The 16,359-nt window shown below is 73.5% G+C and carries 16 protein-coding genes; 8 read left to right on the forward strand and 8 right to left on the reverse strand.

Annotated elements, in window-relative coordinates:
• Positions 1–17: 17 nt before the first annotated feature.
• Both ACSYGO_RS13445 and thpD read left to right on the forward strand, forming a co-directional pair.
• Complete coding sequence (locus ACSYGO_RS13445) at positions 18–416, forward strand: ectoine synthase (RefSeq protein ID WP_095933457.1); 399 nt, start codon at positions 18–20, stop codon at positions 414–416.
• Positions 417–421: 5 nt separating this feature from the next.
• Positions 422–1,318 (forward strand): ectoine hydroxylase, encoded by an 897-nt coding sequence (thpD, locus tag ACSYGO_RS13450; protein WP_460386749.1) that lies wholly within the window; start codon positions 422–424, stop codon positions 1,316–1,318.
• A 138-nt stretch (positions 1,319–1,456) separates the two neighbouring features.
• Here thpD and ACSYGO_RS13455 read toward each other — a convergent pair whose 3' ends face one another.
• The 6 genes from ACSYGO_RS13455 to ACSYGO_RS13480 form a co-directional block, all read right to left on the reverse strand.
• Positions 1,457–2,611: a maleylpyruvate isomerase family mycothiol-dependent enzyme gene (locus ACSYGO_RS13455; protein ID WP_460386750.1), complete on the reverse strand. Its 1,155-nt coding sequence runs from the start codon at positions 2,609–2,611 to the stop codon at positions 1,457–1,459.
• Between the two features lie 103 nt (positions 2,612–2,714).
• Positions 2,715–3,311, reverse strand: coding sequence for an RNA polymerase sigma factor (locus ACSYGO_RS13460; RefSeq protein ID WP_426676138.1), 597 nt, complete (start codon positions 3,309–3,311; stop codon positions 2,715–2,717).
• A gap of 67 nt (positions 3,312–3,378) precedes the next feature.
• Positions 3,379–4,428 carry an aminotransferase class V-fold PLP-dependent enzyme gene (locus ACSYGO_RS13465; RefSeq protein ID WP_460386751.1) on the reverse strand — a complete coding sequence of 350 codons (1,050 nt, stop codon included), beginning with the start codon at positions 4,426–4,428 and terminating at the stop codon, positions 3,379–3,381.
• 96 nt (positions 4,429–4,524) lie between these two features.
• Entirely contained in the window at positions 4,525–5,244 is a 720-nt protein-coding gene (locus ACSYGO_RS13470; RefSeq protein ID WP_460386752.1) for a DsbA family oxidoreductase, read from the reverse strand.
• Between the two features lie 186 nt (positions 5,245–5,430).
• Entirely contained in the window at positions 5,431–5,943 is a 513-nt protein-coding gene (locus ACSYGO_RS13475; RefSeq protein WP_432174825.1) for a GNAT family N-acetyltransferase, read from the reverse strand.
• Between the two features lie 20 nt (positions 5,944–5,963).
• Positions 5,964–6,938 carry a GlxA family transcriptional regulator gene (locus ACSYGO_RS13480; RefSeq protein ID WP_460386753.1) on the reverse strand — a complete coding sequence of 325 codons (975 nt, stop codon included), beginning with the start codon at positions 6,936–6,938 and terminating at the stop codon, positions 5,964–5,966.
• A gap of 70 nt (positions 6,939–7,008) precedes the next feature.
• Here ACSYGO_RS13480 and ACSYGO_RS13485 point away from each other — a divergent pair, with 70 nt between their 5' ends.
• Positions 7,009–8,391, forward strand: a complete 1,383-nt coding sequence (locus ACSYGO_RS13485; protein WP_435224858.1) for an MFS transporter — start codon at positions 7,009–7,011, stop codon at positions 8,389–8,391.
• Positions 8,392–8,596: 205 nt separating this feature from the next.
• Here ACSYGO_RS13485 and ACSYGO_RS13490 read toward each other — a convergent pair whose 3' ends face one another.
• Together ACSYGO_RS13490 and ACSYGO_RS13495 are read right to left on the reverse strand one after the other, a co-directional pair.
• A complete protein-coding gene (locus ACSYGO_RS13490; protein WP_028803358.1) occupies positions 8,597–9,205 on the reverse strand; it encodes a DUF1349 domain-containing protein in 609 nt (202 codons plus the stop codon).
• A gap of 74 nt (positions 9,206–9,279) precedes the next feature.
• Positions 9,280–10,809, reverse strand: a complete 1,530-nt coding sequence (locus ACSYGO_RS13495) for an aldehyde dehydrogenase (NADP(+)) (RefSeq protein WP_426676132.1) — start codon at positions 10,807–10,809, stop codon at positions 9,280–9,282.
• A gap of 132 nt (positions 10,810–10,941) precedes the next feature.
• Here ACSYGO_RS13495 and ACSYGO_RS13500 point away from each other — a divergent pair, with 132 nt between their 5' ends.
• The 5 genes from ACSYGO_RS13500 (at position 10,942) to ACSYGO_RS13520 (ending at position 16,355) form a co-directional block, all read left to right on the forward strand.
• Positions 10,942–11,715 carry an IclR family transcriptional regulator gene (locus tag ACSYGO_RS13500; RefSeq protein WP_028803360.1) on the forward strand — a complete coding sequence of 258 codons (774 nt, stop codon included), beginning with the start codon at positions 10,942–10,944 and terminating at the stop codon, positions 11,713–11,715.
• 88 nt (positions 11,716–11,803) lie between these two features.
• On the forward strand, positions 11,804–12,838 hold the full coding sequence (locus ACSYGO_RS13505) for a hypothetical protein (protein WP_435224856.1): 1,035 nt from the start codon (positions 11,804–11,806) through the stop codon (positions 12,836–12,838).
• Between the two features lie 10 nt (positions 12,839–12,848).
• The gene (locus tag ACSYGO_RS13510) at positions 12,849–14,177 is read left to right on the forward strand and encodes a sensor histidine kinase (protein ID WP_426676130.1); all 1,329 of its coding nucleotides are present in this window, start codon (positions 12,849–12,851) and stop codon (positions 14,175–14,177) included.
• Positions 14,174–14,848, forward strand: a complete 675-nt coding sequence (locus ACSYGO_RS13515; RefSeq protein WP_432188769.1) for a response regulator transcription factor — start codon at positions 14,174–14,176, stop codon at positions 14,846–14,848. Before ACSYGO_RS13510 ends, ACSYGO_RS13515 begins: the two co-directional genes overlap by 4 nt.
• Positions 14,849–14,903: 55 nt before the next feature.
• Positions 14,904–16,355 (forward strand): peptidoglycan D,D-transpeptidase FtsI family protein, encoded by a 1,452-nt coding sequence (locus ACSYGO_RS13520; RefSeq protein ID WP_426676128.1) that lies wholly within the window; start codon positions 14,904–14,906, stop codon positions 16,353–16,355.
• Positions 16,356–16,359 lie beyond the last annotated feature (4 nt).

A 16,359-nucleotide genomic window follows, 5' to 3' on the forward strand; every position in this document is an offset into this window, starting at 1 on the left:
AAAGGCAGCAACGCACCGTGATCGTCCGATCGTTCAAGGACATCGAGGGAACCGACCGTCATGTGAAGGCGAAGTCCGGCACCTGGGAGAGCAAGCGCATCGTGCTCGCCAAGGAGCGGGTCGGCTTCTCCCTCCACGAGACGACTCTCTACGCCGGTACCGAGACGTCGATGTGGTACGCGAACCACATCGAGGCCGTGCTCTGCGTGGAGGGCGAGGCCGAACTGACCAACGACGAGACCGGCGAGAAGCACTGGATCACCCCGGGGACCATGTATCTCCTGGACGGTCACGAGCGCCACACCATGCGCCCGAAGACCGACTTCCGGTGCGTCTGCGTCTTCAATCCGCCCGTCACCGGACGGGAGGACCACGACGAGAACGGCGTCTACCCGCTGATCACCGAGGAGGTGTGAGACAGATGACCACCGTCGCCGAAGTCACCGATCTTTACCCCAGCCGCGGCGCCACGGAGGTGTCCGTACCCCGCAAGGCCCCGGTCGTGTGGAGCGCGCCGGGCGAGCCCGGCCCGATCACGGTGCACGAGCTCCAGTGTTACGAGCGCGACGGCTTCCTGCCCGTCGGGGACCTGCTCGCCGACGACGAGGTCGCCGTCTACCGGCAGGAGCTGGAGCGCCTGGTCGCCGATCCGGCGATCCGTGCCGACGAGCGGTCCATCGTGGAGCCGGCGTCCCAGGAGATCCGCTCCGTCTTCGAGGTGCACCGCATCAGCGAGGTCTTCGCCCGGCTCGTGCGCGACGAGCGCGTGGTCGGACGGGCCCGCCAGATCCTCGGCTCGGACGTGTACGTCCACCAGTCGCGGATCAACGTGAAGCCGGGCTTCGGGGCCAGCGGCTTCTACTGGCACTCGGACTTCGAGACGTGGCACGCCGAGGACGGTCTGCCGAACATGCGGACGGTGTCCGTGTCGATCGCGCTGACCGAGAACCACGACACCAACGGCGGACTCATGATCATGCCGGGGTCGCACAAGACGTTCCTCGGGTGTGCGGGGGCCACGCCGAAGGACAACTACAAGAAGTCGCTGCAGATGCAGGACGCGGGCACGCCGTCCGACGAGGCGCTCACCCGTTACGCCTCGCGGCACGGCATCAAGCTGTTCACCGGCAGGGCCGGTTCGGCGACCTGGTTCGACTGCAACTGCATGCACGGCTCGGGCGACAACATCACCCCGTTCCCGCGCAGCAACGTCTTCATCGTGTTCAACAGCGTGGAGAACGCGGCGGTGGAACCGTTCGCGGCGCCGGTGCGCCGGCCCGAGTTCATCGGGGCACGGGACTTCACCCCGGTGAAGTGACGTCCGTCCGTGGCCGGTGCCTCCCGGGTGGGGAGGCACCGGCCACGTGCGTGTGCGCGCAAGAGACGCCGTGGGTCTGCAAGTCGGATCCCACCGGTGGGCCGGGGAGTCGGTTTCGGCCCGCCGGCGGTCCGGGTGCTACAGCCACGCCAGTGACGCGGCGCGCTCCAGCACGGCCGTGACGGCGGCGGTGTCCCCCACGGCGCCCCGGGGCACCTCGCCGGGCGCGTAGCGTCCGCCGATCAGCAGGCAGAAGTCGACGGGGTCCAGCACCAGTTCCGCGGCCACGGGCTCGTCCTCGGAGCCGAGCACCCACTGCGCGTCGCGCCCGCCGCCGGCCGGCGCGAACAGGACCGGCGCCGCCGTGGGACCCAGCGCCCTGCCGAGGATGCGCACCGCCAGCCGGACGAGCTGCCACAAGTGGGGCTCGGGCGGCGGGGGCACGGTGAGCCCGAGGGCCCGCCCGATGTCGTCGGTGTGGATCCACGCCTCGAAGGCCCGCACGACGAAGTGGTCGGCCACGGGCAGCCGTACGCCCATCAGCGTGGTCGCGTGCGCCGCCCGTCCGGCGTCCGCCGCCTCCGGCACGGCCAGCAGCGCGGCGGCCTGCGCGGACCAGACGGCGACGGTCTCGGCGGGGGTCCGGGCCCGCTCGTGCGCGATCACCTCGGCGGTCCGCGCGGCCCAGGCCGCTTCCCATCCCGCCTTCTCGGCGCCGGCGGACCAGGGCACCCGCGGCGCGAGCCCCAGCCGTCTCGCCAACGGCTCGTCCGCCGCGATCAGGTGGGCGACCGTGGCCTGCACGTCCCAGTCGTGCACGACCGGCGTCGACCAGCTCCCGAGTGCGTCCAGCTCCGACAGCAGCGCCCCGAGCCCGGCGACGGCCGCCGCGTACGGGGCGGCGTGCGCGGCGACGCGGGGAGCGGCGGGGCGGGCGCGCCGGGCCGCGGCGAGCAGGGCGAGCGGAAGGCCTGCCGCCCGCCCAGGTCCGGCCGGGCGGCCGCCCGGACCGTCCCCTCCCGTGGGCCGGCCCCGTCCGGCCGGTGCCGTGTCCCGGGTGCCCCGTGCCGCGCGGCCGGTCCCCGCTCCGTTCACCGGGCCGGTCGCCGGGCCGGGGGGTGTGGTGCGCGGCCCGTCCAGGAGCCGTACCGTCTCGCGCAGGCGTTCCGCCTCCGCCGCGCAGGACTCGCACGCGGCGAGGTGCCGGGGGACGGTCCTCTCGTCGGCGGGGGTCAGCGCGCCGACCGCCCAGGCCGCCAGCAGGTCCCGTACCGCCTCGTGCTCGCCGCTCATCGTCCACCGCCCTTCCGGGGTGCGGCCGGCAGGACGGCCGGGCCCCGCCCCGCTGTGGCCACGATACGCACGCCCGGCCCGGCCGGGACCGTCCGCGCCGCCATCACGCACCCCTTTCCAGGGCGGGGTCCGGTGGATCGGCCAGTGACTCGGCGAGCTTGCGCAGGGCCGCTCGCAGCCGGGTCTTCGCGGTGCCCTCCGGGATGCCCAGTTCCACCGCCGCCTGGCGGTAGGTGCGGCCCGCGAAGTAGGCGAGATGGACCACCTCCCGCTGGGGCAGCGGGAGTTCGGCGAGCGCGCTGTGCAGCAGCAGAGCGCGCTCGCGGTCGACGACGGTCTCGTCGGGGCCGGGCCCGGAGTCGGGGATGGCGTGCAGCGCGGAGTCGTCGGCGCGGGCGTCCTTGCGGTGCCGGGCCTCGCTGCGCACCCAGTCCACGGCCCTGCGGTGGGCGAGCATGGACAGCCAGGTGCGCAGCGAGCCCCGGCGCGCGTCGAAGGCGTAGGGCCGGCTCCACAGATGGGCGAAGACCTCCTGCGCCACGTCCTCGGCGGCGGCCTGGCTGCGCGTGACGCGCAGGGCGACCCGCCGGACCAGCGCGCCGTAGGCGGCATACGCCTCGCCCAGCGCGGACTCGTCCCCGTACACCAGCCGCCGATGCAACTCGGCGTCGACGAGCGTAGGTTCCACCGGCACCACCACCTCGTGGTGCCCTTCCTAGCGCCCCGCCGCACCCCGCGCCAGGGGGCCGGGGCGGGCGTACGGTCGCTCAGCCGGACAGCACGTCCAGCAGCCGGTCGACGTCCGCGGCCGTGTTGTACAGGTGGAAGGCCGCCCTCAGGTTGCCCGCGCGGTCGGAGACCTCGACCCCGGCCCGGCTCAGCTCGGGCTGCCGGTGGCCGAGCCCGGGGACGGAGACGATGGGCGAGCCGGGGGCCTCGACCGGCTGCCTGCCCAGGGTGAGCAGGCCCGCCCGGAAGCGGTCGGCGAGGGCGAGGTCGTGGGCGTGCACGCGCTCCACGCCCAGCTCCTCGACGAGTTCGAGCGACCGTCGCGCGCCCGCGTAGGAGAAGAGCGCGGGGCTCTCGTCGAACCGCCGTGCGGAGTGCGCCAGTTCCTCGACCGGGCCGTAGCAGCTGTCCCAGGGGGCCTCGCCCGCGACCCAGCCCGCGAACACCGGGGTGAGCCCGCCGAGGTCCTCCGGGACGACGAGGAAGGCCACGCCGCGCGGGCAGACGAGCCACTTGAAGGCGACGGAGGAGACGTAGTCGTGGGCGTCCGCCCGCAGGGGCAGCCATCCGGCGGCCTGGGACGCGTCGATGTACGTACGCGCCCCGTGCGTCCGCGCGGCGTCGCGGATCGCCTCCAGGTCGGCGATCCGGCCGTCGGCGGACTGCGCGGCGCTGACGGCGACGAGCGCCGTGCCGGGACGGACCGACTCGGCGATCCGCTCCAGCGGCACGGAGCGGACCTTGAGGTCGCCGCGCACGTGGAAGGGGGTGACGACGGAGCTGAAGTCCGCCTCGGCGGTGAGGACTTCGGCGCCCGGCGGCAGTGAGGCGGCGATCAGGCCGCTGTACACGGCGACGGAGGCCCCGGCGGCCACCCGGTTCGCCGGAACCCCGGCCAGCCGCGCGAACGACGCGCGGGCGGCCTCCACGTCGGCGAACATGTCGGCGGGCTGCCCGGCGGCGACGGACTCCACGGCGGCCCGCATGGCGGTCACCGTGCGGGCCGGCACGAGTCCGGTGCTCGCGGTGTTCAGATAGGTGTTCTTCGGGGCGAACTCGGCTCGGACGAGGGTCTCGAAGGTCTCCATGGGTCCACTCTGCGGCCCCGGGAACCCCCCGTCCATTGCGGATTTCTGCGTGGTTCTGCCAAGGAACCCTTATACGTCCGCCCCGACCTGCGGTTTTCAGTGCCCGGGCACGGCGCAGCCGTCGGGCCCGCAGGCCTCCACGTCGGCGGATCCCTGCTGGATCAGCTTCAGCGGCTCGCGCTCGCCCCACGCCTGGGTGAGCGCCTGGGAGAAGACCTCGGCGGGCTGGGCGCCGGACACGCCGTACTTGCGGTCGAGGACGAAGAAGGGGACGCCGTTCGCGCCCAGCTCCGCCGCCTCGCGCTCGTCGGCACGGACGTCGTCGGCGTACGCGGCCGGGTCGGCGAGCACCGCGCGGGCGGCGTCGGCGTCGAGCCCGGCGGCGACGGCCAGTTCCACGAGCCGCTCGTCGTCGTCGAAGACGGTCCGCTCCTCCGCGAAGTTCGCCTTGTAGAGCAGGCCGATCAGCTCGTCCTGGCGGCCCTGCTCCTTGGCGAGGTGCAGCAGGCGGTGCATGTCGAAGGTGTTGCCGTGGTCGCGGCCCCGGGTGCGGTACTCCAGGCCCTCGGCGGCGGCCTGCGCGCCCAGGTTCTCCTCGCCGGCCTGTGCCTGCGCCTCGCTCATGCCGTACTTCTTGGTGAGCATCGTGAGCACGGGCTGGATGTCGCCCTTGGCACGGCCCGGGTCCAGCTCGAACGACCGGTGCACGACCTCGACGTCGTCGCGGTGCGGGAAGGCCTCCAGCGCCTTCTCGAAGCGGGCCTTGCCCACGTAGCACCACGGGCAGGCGATGTCGCTCCAGATCTCGACGCGCATGTCTCGGCTCTCTCCAGGTCGTGCGGGTACCGGTGGACCCTCGGACGGGTCGGTGTGTGAACGTTCAAGCGGCTCGTTCTATTCCGTGCCGGCAGGTCCGCACTCGAGGCGCCGCGAGACCGCACCCCGGGCCCCGCGCGACCGCTCCCCCTGGCGTCGTGGGCTCGCTCCGCGAGGGCCGCCCGGTCACTTCCCCGGCACCGGCACCTCGTACCGCAGGTGGAGATGGTGGTCCCCCTCGGCCGGCGCGTTCTCCGGGTCGGGGACCCAGCCCTGGCGGGTGTAGAAGGCCTGCGCGCGCCGGTTGTCGACGTGCACGTCCAGGGTGGCCGTGCGCTTCCCGTCGGCGCTCCACTCCTCGACGCACGCCCTGTGCAGCTCGGTACCGACCCCGGCCCGCCAGTGGTCGGGGTCCACGTGGAACTGGAACAGCTTGACGGTGTCGGCCGCGGCGCCCTCGTCGGTGCGGAAGGAGGCGACGCCGGTGATCCGGCCGCCCTCGACGACGCAGAGCACGTGCCCGTCCGGCCGCTCGATGGCGCCGCGCCAGGCGGCGAGCCAGTCCGTGCCGTCCTGCGGTACGCCGTCCGGGTAGTAGGTGGCCCGCGCACGGGCGTGCAGTGCCGCGACGACGTCGGCCTCGGCGGGCAGCGCGGTTCTGATCACACGGCTCACACAGCTGACACGGTCTTCGATCATGCAGGCCAGGACGCTCCCGGTCAGGCCGCGGTTCCCAGCCTGCTGAACTGGGCGCGGTAGCCGCTCGGGGTGAGCCCGGTGCGCCGGACCATGTGTCCGCGCAGCGAGTCGGCCGCGCCCAGGCCGCTGGCGCGGGCCACCTGGTCCATGGGAAGGGCGGTCGTCTCCAGGAGTTCCTTGGCCCGTTCGACGCGCTGGTGCAGGAGCCACTGCAAGGGGCTCACTCCGCTCTCCGCATGGAAGCGGCGGGTGAGCGTGCGCACGCTCACGCCCGCGTGCCGGGCGAGGTCGGTGAGCGTGAGCGGCTTGTCGAGGTTGCGCATCGCCCAGCCGCGGGTGTCGGCGCAGGCCTCGCCGCGCTCGGGCGGCAGCGGGGTCTGGGTGAACTGGGTCTGTCCGCCGGGCCGTACGGGGGCGACGAGGGCGAGCCGTGCCACCCGGTTGGCCACCGCGGCACCGTAGTCGGTGCGGATGATGTGCAGACAGAGGTCGATTCCGGCGGCGTATCCGGACGAGGTCATGATCCGGTCGTCCTGGACGTACAGGACGTCGCCCTTGAGGTCGAGGGCCGGGTAGCGCTCGCGCAGCTCGTCCGCGAGCTGCCAGTACGTGGTGGCACTCCGGCCGTCGAGGAGTCCCGCCTCGGCGAGCACGAAGGCGCCGCTGCAGATGGAGGCGATCCGCTTGCCGGCGGCGTCCGCCTCGCGCACGGCGGCCACGGTGGCCGGATCGGGCGCGTACCGCCGCCCGGTGCCCGCGACGATCACCGTGTCCGCGCCGGCCACCGCGTCCAGGCCGCGCCCGACGTGCAGGTCGAGTCCGCCGGTGGTGGCGATCGGGCCCGGGTGCGGGGTGCACACGGCCAGTTCGTAGCCCGGCCGTCCGTCGACCTCGACCTCTCCGAAGAGGAGCTCGGGGATGGCGAGGTTGAACATCGACACGGGGGACGGGGCGATGACGGCGATGCGGTGCGGTGTCCCCTGCGTGACGGGCATGGCCAGAACCTCCGGACGTATGGCATTCGGGCCACTACTGTAGGCCGACGCTCTTCCGCAGCATGAGGGCATGTCAACGAACCCGGCCACCGAGGCGCCCCCGCTCGACACCCGACTCCCCTCCGTACCGGGCCGGTCGCCCGGGCGGTCCGCCTCGCTCACCCTCGTCGCCGCCCTGCTCGGCTTCGCGCTCATCACCCTCGACGCGTCCGTGGTGAACGTGGCGCTCCCGTCGATCCGGGCGGATCTCGGCGGCGGGATGTCGGGCCTGCAGTGGGTCGTCGACGCGTACACGCTGGCGTTCGCGGCGCTGATGCTGTCGACCGGGGCGTTCTCCGACCGGGTCGGGGCTAGCCGGGCCTACGGCATCGGGATCACGGTGTTCACCCTGGCGTCCATGGCCTGCGGGCTGGCGCCGAACCTGCCGGTACTGGTCGGCGCGCGGGTCGCGCAGGGCGTCGCGGCGTCCGTGGTCCTGCCCGCGTCGCTCGCCCTGGTGCGTCAGGCGTATCCGGACGCGGCCCGTCGGGCGCGGGCGGTGTCGCTGTGGGCCGCGGGCGGCTCGGTCGCGGTGGCGCTCGGTCCGGTGGCGGGCGGTGCGCTGACCACGGTGTGGGACTGGCGCGGCATCTTCTTCATCAACGTGCCGCTCGGCGTGGTGGCTTCGGCCCTGCTGGTGCGAGCGCCGCGGTCCCGTCCCCGGCCCGCGCCGCTCGACCTGCCCGGTCAGCTGACGGCCGTCGTGGCGCTCGCCGCGCTGACCTTCGCGGTCATCGAGGGCGGCGGGACCGGGCTCGTCGCCCTGGCGGTGGCGGTCGTCGCGGGCGCGGTCTTCGTCCGCGTCGAGGCGCGGCAGCCGCATCCGGTGGTCCCGCCCGGCCTGTTCCGCAGCCGGCAGGTGACCGTCGCGGTCGCGGCGGGCGCCGCGTGCAGTGTGGCCTTCTACGGTGTGGTGTTCGTGTTCTCCCTGTTCTTCCAGCAGGTCCAGGGCCGCTCCCCGCTGTACGCGGGGCTGATGTTCCTGCCGATGACCGGCCTGATCGCGGTCACGAACGTCGTGGCGGGCAAGCTTGCGGGCCGGTTCGGACCGCGGCTGCCGATGCTGCTGGGGCAGTCGCTCGCCGCCGCGGGACTGCTGCTCCTGCTGGTCGTCGATCCGGCGACGCGCCCCTGGGCGGTGGCGCTGCTGCTGGTGCCGACGGCCCTGGGGTGCGCCCTGACCGTCCCGCCGCTGACGGCCGCGATGATGGACGCGGTGCCGTCCGCGCGGGCGGGGCTGGCGGCGGGCGTCCTCAACTCGGCACGCCAGGTGTCGGGCGGGCTCGCGGTCGCCGCCTTCGGCTCCCTGGTGGCCGGGGACTTCGAGTCCGGGATGCGGGTGAGTCTGGCACTGAGCGCGGGGTTGCTCGCCGCGACGGCCGCGGCGACGGTCGGCCTGCGGACGCCTCGCTAGCCGGTGGCCGCGGGCGCCTCGTCCAGGGCCGGTCCTGGCGGGCGCCCTGCTTCCGGCATCTCCCCGCCAAGGGCTGTCTTCGGCATCTCCCCGCCAAGGGCTGTCTCCGGCTGCTCCCCGCGGGTGACCTGACACCTGCTGTTCCCCGCGGGTGACCTGTCACCGGCCGCTCCCCGCGGGCGCGCTGCCGGCCGCCGCCCGTGGGTCAGCTGCCGTCGCGCAGGTCCTTCGGCCAGTGCGGGCGGTACTCGATGCCGTCGTAGGTGACGACGCAGCCCTCGCCCATGGGCGACTGGGTCATGAAGCCGACGAGGGCCGCCCCGGTCTCCTTCTCCTCGCCGAGCGTGAAGAGCCGGACGAAGGTCCACCGCTTTCCGTCGCGCGAGGCGTGGAAGGCGAAGGCCCGCCCGGTCCGGCTGACCCGGAACCAGACCGAACTTCCCTCCACCGTGAACGAGTTGGCGTCGTCGGAGTGTCCACGGGTGACCACCGTGCACACCGTCGGCACGTCCGGCGAGTACTCCAGGCAGAGCTTCGCCCAGGCCCGCTCGCCCACGTGGACGTAGAGGACACCCGCGTCGAAGGCGGCCCCGAAGCCGACCGTGACCCGGGCGATCAGCTGGAAGTCCCCCTCGGGCGCGCCCAGCAGTCGGGGCGCGTCGGAGGCGGGATCGAGCCCCTCACCGGTGGGCGGCACGAACCGGTCCTGGCGGGGGCCCGCCCAGCCGGCGAGCACCCCGTCCTCGTAGGACCAGTGACCGTCGGGTCCGTACGTGCGCAGGGAGAAGGGGAGTTCGGGGAGTTCGACGTCCATGGCGCGAGTCTCTCAGGTCCGCCCCCGCGCCCCGGAGGGGGCGCGGGAAAGTGGCATACGCGGCTCCGGCGCGGCTACCGCTCCAGGCGTCCGTCGAAGCGGCGCGGCAGCCCCAGCGGGTTGTCGTCGCGCAGTTCCGGCGGCAGCAGCGCCTCGGGGGCGTTCTGGTACGCCACCGGACGCAGCCACCGCTCGACGGCGGTGCCGCCGACGGAGGTCGAGGTGGACGTCGTCGCCGGGTACGGGCCGCCGTGGTGCTGTGCCGGGGCGACGGCGACACCGGTCGGCCAGCCGTTGACCAGGACGCGTCCGGCGAGCGGGGTCAGCTCGGCGAGGATCTCGGCGCCGCGGCCCTCGCCCGCGGCCTCCTCGGTGGAGAGCTGGACGGTCGCGGTGAGGTTGCCGGGCAGCCGGGACAGGACCGCGCTCGCCTCGGACTCGTCCTCGTAGCGCGCGACCACCGTGAGGGGGCCGAAGCACTCCTCCAGGAGCAGGTCGTGCTCGCCCTCGGTGGCGAGCCGGTGCGCGGGCACGGTCAGGAAGCCGGGGCTCACCGTGTGCTCGCTGCCCGCGCCCGGGGTCACCGGGGTCTCCACCTCGGGGAGTTCGGCGCGCTCGGCGACCCCGGCGATGAAGTTGTCGCGCATGCGGTGGTCGAGCAGGACACCGGCGTCGGTGTCGCTGACGGCGTCGGTCAGGGACTTCACCAGCCGGTCGCCGGCGGCCCCGGCGGGCGCGAGCACGAGGCCGGGCTTCACGCAGAACTGGCCGACGCCCAGCGTCATCGAGCCCGCCAGGCCGGCGCCGATCGCCTCGGCGCGCTCGGCGGCGGCGGCCTCGGTCACGACCACGGGATTGAGCGAGCCGAGTTCGCCGTGGAAGGGGATCGGCACGGGGCGTGCGGCGGCGGCGTCGAAGAGGGCCCGGCCGCCGCGCACCGAACCGGTGAACCCGGCGGCGGCGATCAGCGGGTGCTTGACCAGGTCGACGCCGGCCTGGAAGCCGTGCAGCAGGCCGATGACGCCCTCGGGGACGTCATGGCGGGCGGCGGCCCGGCGCAGGACGGCCGCGACCAGCTCGGAGAGGGCGGGGTGGTCCGGGTGGGCCTTGACGACGACCGGGCAGCCGGCCGCCAGCGCGCTCGCGGTGTCGCCGCCCGCGACCGAGAACGCGAAGGGGAAGTTGGAGGCGGAGTAGACGGCGACGACGCCGAGCGGCACCTTGTAGCGGCGCAGGTCCGGGACGGGCGGGGTCGCCGTGTCGTCGGGGTGGTTGATGATCACGTCGAGGAAGGCGCCCTCGTCGACGATGTCCGCGAAGGCCCGCAACTGGTAGCAGGTGCGGGCGAGTTCCCCGGTGAGCCGGACCGGGCCGAGCGCGCTCTCCGCGTCGGCGGCCTCGACGAGCTGTTCGCGGGCGCCTTCGAGGAGTTCCGCGGCGGTGCGCAGGAACGCGGCGCGTACGGTTCGGTCGGCGAGGGCCGGGCGGGCGGCGTGGGCGGCGCGGACGGCGTCGTCCACCTCCTGGGCTGTGGCCTCCACCGCAACCTGTTCACGCTGCTTCCCGGTACGGGGGTCGACACTCCAGACTGGTGCTGCTGCCACCGCGGGTCCCTCCAGATGTGATGCCGCAGTTCTTGTGTCACTCACCAGGGGCGTTCGATATACTGAACGCTGTCTCTGATGATGAATATGCTGTCGGAGACTATTTCCCGTCCAACGAAGGGGTCAAGGGCGATGTCGGCAGGCGAGACAGGCGGCGGGGCGCAGGTCAAGTCCGCGGTGCGGACCGTGGAATTGCTCGAGTACTTCGCCGGCCGGCCCGGAATGCACTCCCTGGCCGCGGTCCAGGAGGCCGTCGGCTATCCCAAGTCCAGCCTGTACATGCTGCTGCGCACGCTCGTGGAGCTCGGCTGGGTGGAGACCGACGCGACGGGCACGCGGTACGGCATCGGGGTGCGCGCGCTGCTCGTCGGCACGTCGTACATCGACGGCGACGAGGTGGTGGCCGCGGCCCGCCCCACACTCGACCGGCTGTCCGACGACACCACGGAGACCATCCACCTCGCGCGCCTGGACGGCACGAACGTGGTCTACCTCGCCACCCGCCAGTCCCAGCACTACCTGCGCCCGTTCACGCGGGTGGGCCGCCGGCTCCCCGCGCACTCCACGTCGCTGGGCAAGGCGCTGCTCGCCACGCACACGGACGAGCAGGTCCGCAAGATGCTCCCGGAGACCCTGCCGGCACTGACCGAGCACACGATCACCGACCGGGAGAAGCTCATCGAGGAGCTGCACCAGGTACGGGAGCAGGGCTTCGCGGTGGACCGCGAGGAGAACACGCTGGGGCTGCGCTGCTTCGGCGTCGCCATCCCCTACCGCACGCCGGCCCGCGACGCCATCAGCTGCTCGGTGCCGGTGGCCCGGCTCACCCCGGCGCACGAACAGATGGTCAAGGACGCGCTGTTCGACGCGCGCGACCGGCTGACCCTGGCGACGCGCAGGCTCTGACGGGTGAGACGCGCCTCCCCCGCGCGGCGGAGGCGGATCGTCGCCGGGCACGACGTGCGGCGGGACCCGTCACGGCAGCGTGGAGGGCATGACGCAGACATCAACCGCCGGGCCGGGCACGCCGTCGCAGTCGGAACCGTCCTGGGGAGGGCCCGGCCGGGCGCGCCGGGTCCTTCGCGCCGTCGCCGTCGTCTCCTGCGTGCCCTATCTGTCCCTCAAGACCGCCTGGGTGGCGGGAAGCCGTATCGGCATCCCTGACGGCAGCTCGCTGCTGGACCACCGCGTCGGCATGGCCGTCGCCAACGGTCTGAGCGTGCTGCTCGACAGCGCCGTGATCGTGCTGGCGCTGCTGCTGACCCGGCCGTGGGGCCTGCGCGTCCCCGCCTGGCTGCTCGCCTTCCCCATGTGGGTGGCGACCGGCCTGCTCACGCCGATCATGACCGGCTATCCGATGCAGCTCCTCGTCCGGCTCCTCGGCGGTTCGGGTCGCGAGCCGGCCGCCCCGGGCCGCGAACCGTTCCTGGACGAATGGGTCTTCGGCGTCGTCTACACCGGGTTCATCGTGCAGGGCCTCACGCTCGGCACGCTGTTCGTGCTGTACGCGCGGGACCGCTGGGCCCACCTGTGGCGGGGCCGGGTCCGGGAGCTGACCACCGGTCCCGTCGGCGCCGCCCGGCGGGCCACGGCGGTCGCCGCCGCCGTGCTCGCGCTGTTCCCGCTCACCACGCACCTGATGTGGGCCTGCGGCGGCACGTCGGGGCTGAGCGCCGGGCGGATCGCCGACCGGTCCGGCGACTTCCGGGTGCTGGAGGCGATGTACGTGGTCTATCTGCTGTGCGCCGTCGCGGGCGCCTGGATGCTCGCCTTCCGGCGCGGCCGGGATCTGCCCGTGGCTGTGCCGCTCGCCCTCGGCTGGGCCGGTTCCGGCGCGGTGGCCTGCTGGGGCGGCTGGATGTCGCTGGCGGGCCTGGGCGGTGGGGACGACGTCGCCGATCGCCCGACGGGCCTGATGAACCTCACCTACTCTGTGCAGATGATCGTCGGCGTGCTCGTGGTCACCCTCGGCGCGTACTTCTTCGCGGAGCGGTCCGCTGCCGCCGGGGCCCCGCGGCGTACCACGTGAGGGGGGTCGCGTGAGGGATGCCGCCCGCTTCCTGTTCGGCCGGCGGGCCCGTCGGCGATGGGTCCACCTGATCCTCGGCGGCGCGCTCGCCATGCCGTACGTGCTGGTCGGCGAGGTGATCGTCGGGCCCGCCACCGGAGCGCGGCACGTGTTCGACTCGCTGCCGCTCCAACTCCTCTCGTTCGCCGTCGGGTTGCCGCTCGCCGCGGTCACCGCGCTGTTCCCCCTGACCCGGCCGATGTCGGTGGCCGCGGTGCGCGCCCTGTGCGGCATCGGCGGCGACGTGCTCGCCGAGGGACCCGCGCGGACCTGGGCGGCCCGTCGGCGGGCGGCGGCCTGGTTCACGCTGCACCTCGGGTTCGGCGGGATCATCAGCGGGATGTCGCTGGCCGTACCGCCGTTCGCGGCCGTCCTCATCGCGCTGCCCGCCGTCTCCCTGCTGCGCGACTCACGTCTCGGGCTGCCCGAAGTCCTCGACCACGGCTGGGCGTTGGCGCTCTCCCCGGTCGCCGGGACCGTCACGCTGATCGCGCTCGCGGGCTGCGCCGCCGGGTCCGGCGGGCTGCTGGCCCGCTGGGCACCGCGGCTGCTCGGCCCCACGCCCGAGGACCGGCTCGCCGCGGCCGAACGCCGGGCCGCCGACCTCGCCGTACGCAACCGTCTCGCCCGCGAGCTGCACGACTCGGTCGGCCACGCCCTCAGCGCGGTCACCCTCCAGGCGGGCGCCGCCCGCCGGGTCCTCGACACCGACCCGGACTTCGTCCGGGAGGCGCTCACCGCCATCGAGGACACCACGCGGCGCACGGTCGGCGAACTGGACGCGGTCCTCGGCATGCTGCGGGAGGGCGACGACCGGGAGCGGCGGCCCGGCCCGGACGCGGCGGCGGGATCCGGCCACAGGGAACCCGCCACCCCCACGCTCGACGCCGACCTCGACGGCCTGCTGCGCCGCACCCGGGCCGGTGGGCTGTGCGTCACGGCCGCGGTAGAGGTACGCCCTGAAACCCTGCCGCCGCTGGTGTCCCGCGAGGCGTACCGCATCGTGCAGGAGGCACTGAGCAACGCGCTGAAGCACGCCGGTCCCGGCACCCGTGTCACGCTGCGGATCGCGCTCACCGGCGACGGGCCGCGCACCGAGCTGTGCATGACCGCGGAGAACCCGGTGTCCCGGGCGGTCCCCGCGCCCCGTCCCGGCGGCGGGCACGGTCTGCGCGGCATCGCCGACCGTGCCCGCCTCCTCGGCGGAACGGCCGAGGCCGGCCCCGCCGACGGGCTGTGGCGCCTGGCCGTGCGCCTGCCCGTACGACCGTCCGCCGAGAGAAGCGAGGAGCCCGCATGACCGGCACGTCCCCCGGCACCGCTCCCCTGCGCGTCGTCGTCGCCGACGACGAGCGCATGGTGCGCACCGCCCTGCGCGCGATCCTCGACGCCGAGCCCGGCCTGGAGGTGGTCGGCGAGGCGGCGACCGGCGCCGAGGCCGTGTCGGTCGTGCGGGAGCTGGCCCCGGACGTCGTGCTCATGGACGTGCGGATGCCCGAGGTCGACGGCATCCGCGCCACCGAGCAGATTCTCGCGACTCTGCCGGACCCCCCGCGCATCGTCGTCGTGACCACCTTCGAGAACGACGCCCACGTGTACGAGGCGCTGCGCGCCGGAGCCGCGGGCTTCCTGCTCAAGCGGGCCGACGCGGACGCGCTCGTGCAGGCCGTGCGGCTGGTGGCACGCAGCGACACGTTGCTGTTCCCGTCGGCGGTGCGCGCGCTGGCCGCCGGGTACGCCCGGTCCCGTCCCGCGCCGCCGCCGTGGGTGGCGAAGCTCACCGCGCGGGAGGGCGACGTGCTGCGGCTGATGGCGACGGGGCTCACGAACGCCGAGATCGCCGCACGCATGGGAGTGGGTCCCGCGACGGTGAAGTCGCACGTGGCGGCGGTGCTGGCGAAGACGGGGACGCGGGACCGCACCCAGGCGGTGATCGCCGCCTACGAGGCCGGCTTCATGAGGGACGGATGAGAAACCGGGGCGGAAGGGAACGATCCGCCCTCCTCCGCTCGTCCTTCTGAGCGGGATGAACAAGACGATCAGGCGGGCCGCCGTCTTCTCTCTGCTGCTCGTGCTCGCCCTGCTGGTCAGGGCGACCTGGGTGCAGTTCTACGACGGCAAGGCGCTCGCGGAAGACAAGGACAACCGGCGGAACGCGATCTCGCTGTACGCGAACCCGCTCGGGAACATCATCGTGGCCGGCGACGCGATCACCGGTTCCGCGCCGACGAAGGGCGGCGACCTCAAGTACAAGCGGACGTACAAGGACGGCAGCCTGTACGCGGCGGTCACCGGATACAGCTCGCAGGTGTACGGGGCGACCCAGCTGGAGGGCATCTACCGGGACCTGCTGGACGGCACGGACACCCAGCTGAAGAACCCGCTGGACGCGCTCACCAACAAGCACGCCGACCCGGGTGACGTGATCACGACGATCGACCCGGACGTGCAGAAGGCGGTGTACGACGCGCTCGGCGACAAGAAGGGCGGAGCCGTCGTGATCGACCCGAAGACGGGCAAGATCCTCGCGGCCGTCTCCACACCGTCGTACGACCCGACGACGATCTCCGCGGGCAACGACAGCACCTGGCAGAAGCTGAAGAAGGACGCCGACAAGCCGCTGGTCAACCGCGCGATCCGGCAGCCGCTGCCGCCGGGCTCGACGTTCAAGCTGGTCGTCGCGGCCGCGGCGCTGGAGGACGGGCTGTACTCGGACGTGGACACGAAGACCGACAGCCCCGACCCGTACACGCTGCCGGGCACGAGCCGTGTCCTGAAGAACGAGAACAGCTCGGCCCCCTGCGAGGACGCCTCCATCCGCGTCGCGCTCCAGTACTCCTGCAACAACGTCTTCGCGAAGATGGCCGTCGACCTGGGCCAGGACAAGGTCAGGGCGATGGCGGAGAAGTTCGGCTTCAACGACGAGAAGCAGGACGTGCCGGTGCGCGCCTACGCCAGCGTGTACCCCTCGGGCATGGACAGGTCCTCGACGGCGCTGACCGGCATCGGCCAGTTCGACGTGACGGCGACGCCGCTCCAGATGGCCATGGTGTCCGCCGCGATCGCCAACGACGGCAAGCTCGTCTCGCCGCACATGGTGGCGCAGACCAGCGACGCCGACGGGAACGTCCTGAAGAACTACGACGACAACACGCGGACGAAGGAGATCGTCAGCTCGTCCACGGCGCAGCAGCTCCAGTCGGCGATGCAGACGGTCGTCGAGGACGGCACGGGCACGAACGCCAGGATCTCCGGCGCGACCGTGGGCGGCAAGACGGGTACGGCCCAGCACGGCGAGAACAACAGCGAGACGCCCTACGCCTGGTTCACGTCGTACGCGAAGTCCGACTCCAACGGCAAGGAGGTCGCCGTCGCGGTGATGGTCGAGCAGTCCGACGCGGCCCGTTCCGAGGTCAGCGGCAACGGCCTGGCGGCGCCGGTCGCGAAGGCCGCCATGCGGGCCGCGCTGAAGGGCTGAGCGC

The sequence above is a fragment of the Streptomyces krungchingensis genome (assembly GCF_054729265.1).